We start from the raw sequence: 12,533 nt of genomic DNA, 5'->3' as shown, positions 1-12,533 counted from the left end.
CATGGCAAAAACCGCACTTGTCGTCAGCGCCCATTCCGCCGATTTCGTCTGGCGCTGCGGCGGCGCCATCGCCCTGCATCAGGAAAAAGGCTATGAGGTGACGGTCGTCTGTCTCTCCTACGGCGAGCGGGGTGAGAGCGCGAAGCTCTGGAAGCAGGACGGCATGACGCTGGAAAAGGTCAAGGCCGCCCGCCGGACCGAGGCCGAGAATGCCGCCGCCGCCCTGGGCGTGCATGACATCCAGTTCTTCGACTGTGGGGATTATCCGCTGGAGCTGGACCGGGAAGCGAAATACCGGCTGGTCGATGTGATCCGCAAGGTGCAGCCCGCCTTCATGATGTCGCATTCCCAGTGGGACCCCTATAACACCGACCACATGTATGCGACGACCGTCGCGCTTGAGGCACGGATGATCGCGCAGGCCTGGGGCCACAACCCGGGCGAAAAGGTTCTGGGCGCGCCGCAACTTTACCTGTTCGAGCCGCATCAGACCGAGCAGATGAAGTGGAAGCCGGACGTGTTTCTCGACATCTCTCCGGTCTGGGAAAAGAAGTGGAACGCGATCAAGTGCATGGAGGGGCAAGAGCATCTCTGGCACTATTATGAAAACGTCGGCGAGAACCGGGGCAACCATTTCATGCGCAACTCCGGCGGCCAGTCCGGCGGGCGCAAGGCCACCCACGCCGAGGGGTTCCAGTCGATCTTTCCGCGCACGGTGGATGAACTCTGATGGGGGTCGTCGTTCAGAATATCGAGCGCGCCGATGCGGAGGTGATCCGTGCCCTTGGCGAATGCGGCGTCGCGACCGTGCATGAGGCGCAGGGGCGCCGAGGGCTGATGGGGCCGTCCATGCGCCCGATCCAGATGGACCGCGCGATCGCCGGCAGCGCCGTCACGATCTCGGCCCCGCCCGGGGATAACTGGATGCTGCATGTGGCGATCGAGCAACTCCGTGAGGGGGATGTTCTGGTGCTCGCGCCGACCTCGCCCTGTTCGGACGGGTATTTCGGCGATCTGCTGGCAACTTCGGCGATGGCACGCGGCTGCGGGGCGCTGATCATCGACGCCGGCGTTCGCGATACGGCGGATCTGCGCCGGATGGGTTTCCTCGTCTGGTCGAGCGCGGTTCACGCCCAGGGCACGGTGAAAGAGACGCTGGGTTCGGTCAATGTCCCGGTTGTCTGTGCCGGCGCCCATGTGCGCCCCGGCGACGTGATCCTGGCCGATGACGATGGCGTCTGCGTGGTTGCGCGCGAGGATGCGGCCGAGGTGCTGAAAAAGGCGCAGGCCCGTATCGCCGCCGAGGGGGAAAAGCGTGACCGACTGGCGGCGGGGGAACTGGGCCTCGACATCTACAAGATGCGCGAGAGGCTGGCGGAAAAGGGCCTGAAATATGTCTGACGGCGTCCGGGCGATGTGGATGCGGGGCGGCACGTCGAAGGGCGGATATTTCCTGGCCGGGGATCTGCCCGCCGAACGCGACGCCTTTTTGCTGCGGGCGATGGGGTCGCCCGATCCGCGCCAGATCGACGGAATGGGCGGGGCCGACCCGCTTACCTCCAAGGTGGCGGTCGTGCGGAAATCGGCGCGGCCCGACGCGGATGTGGATTATCTGTTCCTGCAGGTTTTCGTCGATCAGGCCGTGGTGACGGATGCGCAGAACTGCGGCAATATTCTGGCCGGTGTCGGCCCTTTCGCGCTGGAACGGGGGCTGGTTCAGGCGCAGGACGGCCGGACCGAGGTGCGGATCTACATGGAAAACACGGGCCAGCTTGCCATCGCGACGGTGGAAACGCCGGGTGGCCGGGTGGCCTATGACGGCGCGGCGCGGATCGACGGGGTGCCGGGGACGGCGGCGCCCGTGCCCATCGTCTTTGCCGATACGGCAGGGTCGTCCTGCGGGGCGCTGCTGCCGACCGGGAATGCGGTGGATGTGATCGAGGGCGTGGCCTGCACGCTGATCGACAACGGGATGCCCTGCGTCGTGATCGCCGCGGCCGATCTGGGTGCTTCGGGGTATGAGACCCCGGCCGAGCTGGAGGCAAACGCAACGCTCCGCCAGCGGTTGGAGTCGATCCGGCTTGCGGCAGGTCCCATGATGAACCTTGGCGATGTGCGCGAAAAATCGGTGCCCAAGATGACGATGGTGGCGCCGCCGCAATCGGGCGGGGCGATCATGACACGCACCTTCATCCCGCATCGCTGCCACAAGGCGATCGGCGTTCTGGGCGCGGTCAGTGTGGCCACCGCCTGCCTTTTGCCCGAAGGTCCTGCGGCCCGGCTTGCCGTCGTGCCCGGGGGGGACGAAAAGCTCTTGTCGGTGGAACATCCGACCGGCGAGATGAGCGTGGTCGCCACAATGGAGGGCGATCAGGTCGCACGGGCCGCCGTCCTGCGGACGGCCCGCAAACTGTTCGACGGCGAGATATTCGTCTGAAAGGGGCGTGCCATGAAGATCGGGTTTATCGGGTTCGGTGAGGCCGCGCGGGCCTTTTGCGATACGCTGCGGGTTGTCGAGCCTTCGCTTCGCTTTGCCGCCTGGGACCGCTTGTCGACCGAAGACGCGATGCGCGCCGCCATGGCCGAGCGTGGGGTTGCCCCTGCATCGCCCGACGGTCTTTCCGACTGCGACTGGATCTTCAGCGCCGTGACCGCGGATCAGAGCCTTGCGGCGCTCGAGGCGCAGCGCGCGCATCTGCGCCCGGGCCAGGTGGTGATCGACATCAACTCGGTCTCGCCGGGGCGTAAACGCGACAGCGCCGCATTGGTCGCGCAGGCCGGCGCGCGTTATGTGGATATGGCCGTGATGGCGCCCGTCCATCCGCGCGGCCACCGCACGCCGGTTCTGGTCGCCGGGGATACGGGTGTGATGCCCGATCTCCTCCGGCTCGGCTTCGACTGCCGCGAGGTGGGGGCGCAGCCCGGCGACGCGACCGCGATCAAGATGGTGCGGTCGCTTTTCGTCAAGGGGTTGGAGGCGATCACGGTGGAATGTCTTCTGGCCGCCGAGGCCTCGGGATGCCGGGACGAGATCATCGCCTCGCTTTCGGCCAGCTTTCCGGGGCTGGGTTGGCCGGACTTTGCCGCCTATCAGTTCGAACGGACCCTGCGGCATGGCGCCCGCCGCGCCGCTGAAATGCGCGAAAGCGCCGAGACATTGCGCGCCCTTGGCCTGCGCGGCGCCCTCGCGGATGAGATCGCCGAAGTGCAGGAGCGCATGGCAGCCTGCGACCTGAGGGCAGGGGAGGCGCCGCTGCCTACCTTGCTTGCGCCGGTTCTGGCTGCACGACGCAGGGTCTGAGGCCCGTCTGAACGCATCGCTCTGGTTTTTGCCGCCGTCTTCTGCTTATGTATACATGACAGAGCAGGAGAGACCCCATGCAAGGCGTGGAAGCCAGAACCCATGCGCGTCGCGCGCTGACCGAACTCAGAGCCCGCATCCTGAGCGGCGAGCTGCCCGGCGGAACCCGGCTTCTGGAGGTGCCGTTGGCCGAGATGCTCCAGATCTCCCGCACGCCGGTGCGCGAAGCGATGTCGCGCCTTGCCGAAGAGGGGCTCCTGGAACGGATGGCGAGCGGTGGTTTCGCGGTCCGCAGCTTCAGCTTTGCCGATGTCACCGACGCAATTGAACTGCGTGGCGTGCTGGAGGGCACCGCCGCCCGCCTGGCGGCGGAACGGGGCGCCTCGGCCGCCGAACTGGAGGAGCTGGCCCGCGTGGTCGGCGCGCTCGACGCCTGTTTTGACGGGGCGGAGATTGATTTCGAGACCTACTCGGAGCTGAACGCCGACTTTCATGCAAGGCTCGCCGCGATGTCCGGCAGCCGTCTGGTCGAGGCCGAGGTCGCCCGCGCCACGCGGCTGCCCTTTGCCTCGCCTTCGGCCTTTCTGCCGGACAAGGCGGATATCACGGCCTTCCGCCGCTCGCTCCATATTGCGCAGCAGCAGCATCGCCTAATTCTGGAGGCGATAGGCAATCGCGAAGGGACGCGCGCGGAATTTCTGGCGCGCGAACATGCGCGGATCGCGCGACGGAACCTCGATTATATCCTTTCCGAGGATCGCAGCCTGATCGCACGGGTTCCGGGACTGGCGTTCGTCGTGGATTAGGCCCCTGCGCTGGATCATGTATGCGCAATCATGCCGAAAATCGCCGATCTGCGGGAAAACGCTTGCGTTGCGCCACAAAACCCGTAATCAATGTATACAGTCCTGATGAGTCATGGGAGGATGAACATGACGAAGAAAACCCTCGCCGAACTTTTGAAACAGCAAAACCCGGTGGAGATGCTCCGCAACTCCCGCATCGGCATGTATGTATACCCGGTCGTCGCGCCCGAGTTCACCAACTGGCGCAGCGAACAGGCTGCATGGCGCAACTCGGCCGTGCTGTTTGACCAGTCGCACCACATGGATGAGGTCGTGGTCGAAGGTCCGGACGCGGCGAAATTCCTTGAAGGCCTCGCGATCAACAGCTTTGCGAATTTCGGCACGAACCGCGCCAAGCACTTCGTCCCGGTTTCGCCCTCGGGCCATGTGATCGGCGACCACATCATGTTCCGCGAGACCGAGAACAAGTTCATCTCGGTTGGCCGCGCCCCGGTCTCGAACTGGCTGCTCTACAACGCCTCGCTGGGCAAGCATGACGTCAAACTGACCCACAGCCCCCGTTCGCCCTCGCGCCCGGATGGCAAGGCGGTTAACCGCATCCACTACCGCTTCCAGATCCAGGGGCCGGATGCGCCGAAGATCTTTGAAAAGATGAACGGCGGCCCGATCCCGGACATCAAGTTCTTCCACGTGGACTGGGTCAATATCGGCGGCCGCAAGGTGCAGGCACTGCGTCACGGGATGGCCGGCGCGCCGGGTCTCGAAATCTGGGGCCCCTATGCCGAGAAGGACGAGGTCCGCGCAGCGATCCTCAAGGCGGCCGAAGATGCCGGTGTGGACCTGCATCAGGTCGGAAGCCGCGCCTATTCCACCAACACGCTGGAATCGGGCTGGATCCCGTCGCCGCTGCCGGGCATCTACACCGATCCCGAGCTTGAGGGCTATCGTGAGTGGCTGAGCAACGAGCATTACGAGGCTTCGGGCTCGATCGCCGGCAGCTATGTCTCGGACAACATCGCCGATTACTACACCAACCCCTATGAACTCGGCTACGGCATCTACGTCAAGTTCGACCATGACTTCGTCGGTCGCGAAGCCCTTGAAAAGATGAAGGGCAACGTGAAGCGCCGCAAGGTCACGTTCGAGTGGAACGCGGAAGACGTGATGAAGGTGATCTCTTCTTCCTTCCAGCGCGACGAACTGCCCTACAAGTGGATCGACTTCCCGCAGCCGAACTATGGCTCGTCCAGCTTCGACATGGTGATGCATGGCGACAAGATGGTCGGCCTGTCGATGTTCAACGGCTACAGCTACAACGAGCGTTGCGTGCTCTCGCTGGGCATGGTGGACGAGTCGGTCAAGGAAGGCGACGTGCTGACCATGATCTGGGGCGAGCCGAATGGCGGCAGCGGCAAGACTTCGGCCGAACCGCATCGCCAGACGGAAATCCGCGTCCGTGTCTCGGCCGTGCCCTATGCGCGCGAAGCCCGCGAGAACTACGCCGAAAGCTGGCGCACCAAGAAGGCGGGCTGATCCCGCCATGCCCGCCGGGTTGGCCCCGGCGGGCAATATGCACTGATGCGCCCCCCGTCCGGGGCGCACCCGTTTCGCGGTGAAGAGGAGGATAAGCCGTGGCCCTGATGAACCTGTTCGGAGGCAAGGACCGGTCCGCGCAGCCTGCGGATTTCAGCGACGTTCTGCGCGGCTATTCCATCGAGGTCATGCCCCGCACCGCTGAGAAGGTCGAGGATTTCCGCCAGATCCTTCCGCCCGGCACGCTGGTCTACATCGCCCATATCGACGGCACCCCGATTGACGACATGGTGGCGACCGCCGCCCGCCTGCGCAACGAGGGCTTTCCGGTCATGCCGCATTTTCCCGCCCGCATCATCCGCGATGCGGCGACGCTGGAGACCTGGATCAGGCGCTACCGGGATGAAGCGGGGGTGGAAAACGCGCTCCTCCTCGCTGGGGGCGTGAAAGAGCCGCAAGGCGATTTTCACAGCTCGATGCAGTTGATGGAGACGGGGCTCTTTGACAAGCATGGCTTCCGCCGCCTGCATGTCGCGGGCCATCCCGAAGGCAACCGCGATATCGACCCGGACGGCGGAACGGCCGAGGTCGAGGCCGCGCTGAAATGGAAGCAGGCTTTTTCCGAGCGGACCGATGCCGAAATGGCCATCGTAACGCAATTCCTGTTCGAGGCAGAGCCGGCCATTGCTTGGGCGAAGGCCCTGCGCGAAGCCGGGATCACCTTGCCCGTGCATCTGGGCATCGCGGGGCCGGCCAAGCTCCAGACCATGATCAAGTTCGCGATTGCCTGCGGTGTCGGTCCGTCGCTGGGCGTTCTGCAAAAGCGGGCCAAGGATGTCACCAAGCTCTTGCTGCCCTACACGCCCGAGGAATTCCTGCACGGGATCGCCGCGCATCAGCGGCAGGATCCTGCGAGCCCGATCGCAAAGATCCACGTCTTCCCGCTTGGCGGCATCAAGACGGCAGCCGAGTGGATGGCCGAGCATGGCGCCGAGGAAGCCGCCGCACGCGCAGGCTGACGCGCCCGACACTTTGCACCCCCCGCTTTGCACCTGCGCCTCGCGCACTATGCTATTGCACTGGAAACCCGCTGCGCGCCGTGACACCCTGCGCAGCGGGGCGCGGGAAAGTGCTGGATGAAGCTTGGCGATCTCTTTGAGCGCGTGATGGAACGGATTCCGCCGCTTGGCGGGATCGGGGCCGCTGCCGAAGGCGGGGCCGCATCTGCCGATGACCCGACGCCTGCGGACCTGCCGGTGCCCGTTCTGTGGCTTCTGGGCAAAACCGGGGCGGGCAAATCGTCGCTGGTGCAGGCGATGACCGGCGAGGATGCGATCGCAGTCGGCAACGGTTTTTCTCCCTGCACCCGGACATCTTCGGTCTACGATCATCCGCCCGGCGCGCCGGTGGTCCGTTTTCTGGATACGCGGGGGCTTGCGGAAACGGGATATGACGCGGCCGAGGATCTGGAGGTCAGCGAAAGCGGCAGTCACGCCATCCTCGCCGTCGCCCGGCTTGACGATCCGGTGCAGCATGAACTGACCGCCGCGCTGCGCGAAGTGCGACGCAAGCGACCGAAATTCCCGGTGCTTGTGGTTCACACCGGCGCCGATCTTGTGCCGGATGCGGGAATGCGCGGCCGCGCGCGCGGGCAGGTGCAGCAAGCGCTGGAAAAGGCCGCCGGAGGGCCGCTGCCCTCGGTCGAGGTTGCGTTGCAGCCGGGACGGCCCGCACCCCCCGCGCTGATCGACAGCCTGGCCGGCGTTCTGCCCGAGGTCGCACTGTTTCTTGCCGCCGAAAGCGCCTCGGACGCCGAGGGGCAGCAGTTCCTGCGGCATCGCGCGCTGGTCTTTCGTTATGCCGGCGCGGCGGGGGCCAGCGATGTGGTGCCGGTGGCCGGGGCCGTATCTGTCCCGGCCCTGCAGGCGGCGATGCTGCGCCAGCTTGCCCGCGCCTATCGCGTGACCTGGGGGCGCGACGATCTGCGCCGGTTCGCGGCGGCGCTGGGGGCAGGGGCGGTGCTGCAATACGGTGCGAGCTTTGGACTGCGGCAATTGGCCAAGCTTGTGCCGGTCTATGGCCAGACGCTGGGCGCCGCTGCAGCCGCCACGCTGAGCTTTTCAACCACGCTCGCGCTCGGGCGGGCTGCGGCCTACTGGCTCTATCACCAGAGCCGGGGCAAGCCGGTCGACGCCGCCGCGCTGCGCGAGAAATATGCCGAGGCGCTGCGCCGTGCCTCGGACAAGGCGGGCTGATGGCCAACCGTCGCGCCCTGCGCCGCGCCTTCCTGCGCTGGGACAGGGTGTTCCGGCTGGCGCTCATCTCTCTCTCGGTGGCGCTGAGCGCGGTTCTGGGCCTTCTGTGGCTTTACGAACGCGGCTGGCTGCTCGGCTTCCTTGTCATCAACGTCGTGCTGATCGGTGGCTCGCTTTTGCTGATGGTGGTCCTGCGGCGGTTTGTGCCCCGGCCCGCCACGCCTGTGGTGGATCTGGAGGCGGTGCCGGCCGATCCCGACTGGGGCGAGACCGAGCGCCACGCCTATCTCTCCGCCTGTGCCCGGATCGAGACCGAGCTTTCCGAGCCGCGCGACTGGGGCGACATGCCGGCGCTTGCGCAGGATATCCTGGGCCGCGTCGCGACCGAGATTTCGGGTGGCCGCAAGGGCGCGCTCTCGTTTTCCCTGCCCGAGGCGCTCTTGCTGATCGACCGGGTCGCGATCCGCTATCGCAACTTTCTGCGGCGCAACGTGCCCTTTTCCGATCAGGTGTCGCTGCAGACGGCGGCCTGGCTCTGGCGGCACCGGATGACGATGCAGATGGGCTGGGAAAACGCGGACCTCTTGCGGCGCGCGATCCGGCTGGCGATCAACCCGCCGGTGGGGGTCGTGCGCGAGGTCGAACGCTGGATGGCGGGCGGTCTGATCGACCGGCTGACCGACGAGACCCTGATCTGGGTCCAGTCGGTGCTGCTGCAAGAGGTCGCCCATGCGGCGGTCGAGCTTCATTCGGGGCGGCTGCGCTTTACGGATGCCGAACTGATGGAGATCCGGCTGGGCAGCGAGATCGCCGACCGCCAGCGGCTTGTTCAGCCTGACAGCCCCGTGCGCATCCTGCTGGTGGGGCAGGTGAGCGCGGGGAAATCGACGCTCATCAACGCGATGATGGGCCATGACCGTGCGGAAACCGACATGGCGCCAACCACCGCCGCGCTGGCCGCCCATGAGACCGAGATCGAGGGCGTGCCCTGCCGGCTGATCGACGGTCCCGGACTTGACGGGACCGAGGCCGTGACCGCGCGCGCGCTGGAGGAAATGTCCGATTGCGATCTGGTGGTCTGGGTGTTTCGCGCCAACCGTCCTGGCCGGGCCGTGGACGCCGCGCTGAAACGGGCGTTCGAGGCGCGCTTTGCCGCCGATGCGCGGCGCAGGCAGCCCCCCGTCGTGGCCGTGGCGACCTGCGCCGATCTGCTCTTGCCGGGCTGGCCCTGGCCGGAAAACGCCCTGCCAACCGCGGCCCGCAAACGGCTGGCCGAGGCGATGGCCGCGATCGAGGCGGATACCGGCCTTGCCCCCGTGCCGGTTCAGGCCGAGGCACCGGGCTGGAACATCGACCTCGTGTATGAACGGATCGGCGATGCGCTGGGTGAGGCGCTGATGACCCAGCGCAACCGCCGCCGTGTGCAGGGCCAGCGCGAGGGCGGCATCGGCGGGCAGGTGGGCCGCGCGGCGCGTGGGCTCCGGACCGGCGTCACGGGACTTGGGCGCAACGTCTGGCGGCGTCACGGGCCGGTAAAAAAAGAATGACGCCGGATCGGCGGGAAGGTGCCTTAGCACCGGAAATCCGCAATATCTGCATGGACTTGAAACATCAGTGACATATTTTGCGGGTAGGCGCAGGAACGGCCACGTCAGGAAAGGACAGGTTGATGCGGATTGCGGTTTTGGGCGGCGACGGTTTTGTGGGTTGGCCGACCAGCCTTCACCTTTCGGATCTGGGGCATGAGGTCCATATCATCGACAACCTCTCGCGCCGCTGGATCGACGCAGAGCTTGGGGTGCAGTCGCTTACACCCATGGATTCCATTCAGGAACGCTGCCGCATCTGGCATGAGGTGACGGGCCGCAAGCTGCATTTCCACCTGCTGGACATCGCGCAGGAATATGAACGCCTGCGCGGCTGGCTGAGCGAAACCCGCCCCGATGCGATCATCCACTTCGCCGAACAGCGCGCCGCGCCCTATTCGATGAAGACCGACCGGCACAAGGTCTACACCGTCAACAACAACGTCAATGCGACGCATAACCTGCTGGCCGCGCTGGTCGAAACCGGGATCGACGCGCATCTGATCCATCTGGGCACGATGGGGGTCTATGGCTACTCGACGGTCGGCGCCGCGATCCCCGAGGGCTATCTGGAGGTCGGGATCGAGACGATGGACGGCCGCAATGTAAGCCAGGAAATCCTCTACCCCACGCGGCCGGGCTCGGTCTATCACATGACGAAAAGCCTCGATCAAATCCTCTTTCAGTTCTACGCCCAGAACGATGGGTTGCGGATCACCGACCTGCATCAGGGCATCGTCTGGGGCACCCATACGGACCAGACGCGCCGCCATCCGCAGCTTATCAACCGGTTCGATTATGACGGCGATTACGGGACGGTGCTGAACCGCTTCCTCATTCAGGCCGCGATCGGCTACCCGCTGACGGTGCATGGAACGGGCGGGCAGACCCGTGCCTTCATCCACATCAAGGACAGCGTGCGCTGCGTCGAACTGGCGCTTGGCGATGCTCCCAAGGCGGGCGAGCGGGTCAAGATCTTCAACCAGATGACCGAGACCCACCGCGTCCGCGATCTGGCCGAAATGGTCGCCCAGCGGGCAGGGGGCAGCGTCGCCTATCTGCCGAACCCGCGCAAGGAGGCCGCTGAAAACGACCTCGTGGTGCGGAATGAGCAGTTCCTCGCGCTGGGGCTGGAACCGACGACCCTTGCCGAGGGGCTATTGGATGAGATCGTCGAGGTGGCGCGCAAATTCGCCCATCGCATCGACCGCAAGCGCGTGCCGGCGGTGTCGGCCTGGACGCGAGAGCTTGCCAAGCTGGTCGATACCGACCCCGAACGGACGCGGCTGCGGTCGGTTTCCTGATGCGGCATGACGGTGCGGCGGGCGCAGGGCGCCATGCCTATGTGACGCTTGTCACCAATGCCGATTATGCCTTGGGGGCGCGGGCGCTGCTGCGCTCGCTCCGCCTTGCGGGGACACAGGCCGATCTGGTGGTGATGCATACGGGTGGGGTTGACACGGCGGCGCTCGGGCCGCTGCAGGGCTTTGGTGCGCGTCTGGTGGCCGTCGACCTGCTGCCGACCTCGGACGCGTTCAACGAACGTCACGGTCGGGCGCGGCTGCACGGGGCAGCCCCTTTCACCAAGGGGGGCAAGCCGCCGTTCCATACGCCCCTCGACAATTTCGCCAAGCTGCGACTCTGGCAGATGACCGAGTATGAAAAGGTCGTCTTTCTGGACGCCGACACGCTCGTCCTGCGGAATTGCGATCGGCTGTTCGCCTATCCCGAATTTTCGGCCGCCCCGAATGTTTATGAAGGGCTTTCGGATTTCCACCGGATGAACTCGGGCGTGTTTGTCGCGCGGCCTGACGCGGCCACCTTTGACGCGATGATGCAGGCGCTGGACCGGCCCGATGCGTTCTGGCCGCGGACCGATCAGACCTTTCTGCAGGCCTTCTTTCCCGACTGGCACGGGCTGCCGGTCTTTTGCAACATGCTGCAATATGTCTGGTTCAACATGCCGGCGCTCTGGAACTGGCAGCAGGTCAGGATCGTGCATTACCAGTACGAAAAGCCCTGGCAGGATCACGATAAGGCCGACCGGCTGCGTCCCCTGATCGACCTCTGGCGGGCCTATGCGGGGGACGGGCCGGTTCCGGATCTCGATGACTTGCCCGGCCCGCAGCCCAGCGACCCGAACACCAGCGATCCACAGCCCAGCGGTGCCCCATGAAAATCGCGCTGACGGGTGGCACGGGATATGTGGGGCAGTTCATACTGGCGGCAGCGCGGGGCGCGGGGCATGACGTCACCCTGCTGACCCGGCGAGGAACAGGCGCCGACGACCACATCCCGTGGTCGCTGGGCGAGGCGCCGCCGCTGGCCGGGTTCGATGCGCTGATCCATGCGGCCTTCGATCATGTTCCGGGCAAGTACAGGAGGGGTGAGGGCAGCGACCCTGCCGGTTTCCTTCGGCGCAATCTGAACGGCACGCAGACGCTTTTCGACGCGGCCGCGCGCGGCGGGGTGGGGCGGATCGTCTTTCTGTCCTCCCGCGCCGTCTATGGCGATTATCCCCCGGGCACCACGCTGGACGAAGACATGCCCCTGCGCCCCGATACGCTCTATGGCACCGTCAAGGCAGGCGGAGAGGCGGCGCTGGCCGACCTCGCCCCCGGTCTCGACGTTGCCGCGAGCCTCCGGGCCACGGGGGTTTACGGGCGCGCAGGCCCCGGCCTGCCGCACAAGTGGGAGGGGCTTTTCGCTGATTTCCTCGCCGGACGCCCCATCAGCCCGCGCGCCGGGACCGAGCTGCACGGCGAGGATCTTGCGCGCGCGATCCTGCTTCTTTTGACCGGGCGACACCATGGGGTGTGGAACCTCTCGGATATCCTGATCGATCGCCACGATCTGCTGCGCGAGGTCGCGCGCGTGGCCGGTCGCGACCTTCCCCTTCCTGCGCGCAGCGGTGCCCCCGTCAGCGCGATGACCACCGGGCGGATGGGCCGGCTGGGATGGGTGCCGCGCGGATGGGACGGGCTCTGCCGCACGCTGCCGGATCTTGTGTTCGCAGGATCGGGTCGTCCCGGTTGACAGCACCCGCGCGGCA

12 protein-coding genes are annotated in these 12,533 nt (G+C 66.0%); all 12 read left to right on the top strand.

What is annotated here, in order from left to right; translation table 11 throughout:
- Nucleotide 1 precedes the first annotated feature (1 nt).
- Nucleotides 2-730: a PIG-L deacetylase family protein gene (locus ACFSGJ_RS12245; protein WP_390262063.1), complete on the top strand. Its 729-nt coding sequence runs from the start codon at nucleotides 2-4 to the stop codon at nucleotides 728-730.
- Nucleotides 730-1,401: a 4-carboxy-4-hydroxy-2-oxoadipate aldolase/oxaloacetate decarboxylase gene (locus ACFSGJ_RS12240; protein WP_390262060.1), complete on the top strand. Its 672-nt coding sequence runs from the start codon at nucleotides 730-732 to the stop codon at nucleotides 1,399-1,401. Before ACFSGJ_RS12245 ends, ACFSGJ_RS12240 begins: the two co-directional genes overlap by 1 nt.
- Entirely contained in the window at nucleotides 1,394-2,437 is a 1,044-nt protein-coding gene (locus tag ACFSGJ_RS12235; RefSeq protein WP_390262057.1) for a 4-oxalomesaconate tautomerase, read from the top strand. Before ACFSGJ_RS12240 ends, ACFSGJ_RS12235 begins: the two co-directional genes overlap by 8 nt.
- A 12-nt stretch (nucleotides 2,438-2,449) precedes the next feature.
- Nucleotides 2,450-3,301 carry an NAD(P)-dependent oxidoreductase gene (locus ACFSGJ_RS12230; RefSeq protein WP_390262055.1) on the top strand — a complete coding sequence of 284 codons (852 nt, stop codon included), beginning with the start codon at nucleotides 2,450-2,452 and terminating at the stop codon, nucleotides 3,299-3,301.
- Between the two features lie 77 nt (nucleotides 3,302-3,378).
- Nucleotides 3,379-4,107: a GntR family transcriptional regulator gene (locus ACFSGJ_RS12225; RefSeq protein WP_390262052.1), complete on the top strand. Its 729-nt coding sequence runs from the start codon at nucleotides 3,379-3,381 to the stop codon at nucleotides 4,105-4,107.
- Between the two features lie 126 nt (nucleotides 4,108-4,233).
- The gene (ligM, locus tag ACFSGJ_RS12220) at nucleotides 4,234-5,640 is read left to right on the top strand and encodes a vanillate/3-O-methylgallate O-demethylase (protein ID WP_390262050.1); all 1,407 of its coding nucleotides are present in this window, start codon (nucleotides 4,234-4,236) and stop codon (nucleotides 5,638-5,640) included.
- Nucleotides 5,641-5,738: 98 nt separating this feature from the next.
- A complete protein-coding gene (locus ACFSGJ_RS12215) occupies nucleotides 5,739-6,659 on the top strand; it encodes a methylenetetrahydrofolate reductase (RefSeq protein WP_390262047.1) in 921 nt (306 codons plus the stop codon).
- Between the two features lie 117 nt (nucleotides 6,660-6,776).
- Nucleotides 6,777-7,895: a YcjF family protein gene (locus tag ACFSGJ_RS12210; protein WP_390262045.1), complete on the top strand. Its 1,119-nt coding sequence runs from the start codon at nucleotides 6,777-6,779 to the stop codon at nucleotides 7,893-7,895.
- Nucleotides 7,895-9,442, top strand: coding sequence for a GTPase family protein (locus ACFSGJ_RS12205; RefSeq protein ID WP_390262042.1), 1,548 nt, complete (start codon nucleotides 7,895-7,897; stop codon nucleotides 9,440-9,442). The genes ACFSGJ_RS12210 and ACFSGJ_RS12205 overlap by 1 nt, the downstream gene beginning before the upstream one ends.
- Before the next feature lie 122 nt (nucleotides 9,443-9,564).
- Nucleotides 9,565-10,785, top strand: coding sequence for an NAD-dependent epimerase/dehydratase family protein (locus tag ACFSGJ_RS12200; protein ID WP_390262040.1), 1,221 nt, complete (start codon nucleotides 9,565-9,567; stop codon nucleotides 10,783-10,785).
- Complete coding sequence (locus ACFSGJ_RS12195) at nucleotides 10,785-11,657, top strand: glycosyltransferase (protein ID WP_390262037.1); 873 nt, start codon at nucleotides 10,785-10,787, stop codon at nucleotides 11,655-11,657. The genes ACFSGJ_RS12200 and ACFSGJ_RS12195 overlap by 1 nt, the downstream gene beginning before the upstream one ends.
- Nucleotides 11,654-12,517 (top strand): NAD-dependent epimerase/dehydratase family protein, encoded by an 864-nt coding sequence (locus tag ACFSGJ_RS12190; protein WP_390262034.1) that lies wholly within the window; start codon nucleotides 11,654-11,656, stop codon nucleotides 12,515-12,517. The genes ACFSGJ_RS12195 and ACFSGJ_RS12190 overlap by 4 nt, the downstream gene beginning before the upstream one ends.
- Nucleotides 12,518-12,533 lie beyond the last annotated feature (16 nt).

The sequence above is a fragment of the Halodurantibacterium flavum genome (genome assembly GCF_042681825.1).
Taxonomy (GTDB): domain Bacteria; phylum Pseudomonadota; class Alphaproteobacteria; order Rhodobacterales; family Rhodobacteraceae; genus Halodurantibacterium; species Halodurantibacterium flavum.
This window is presented reverse-complemented; position numbering and strand designations above follow the sequence as displayed.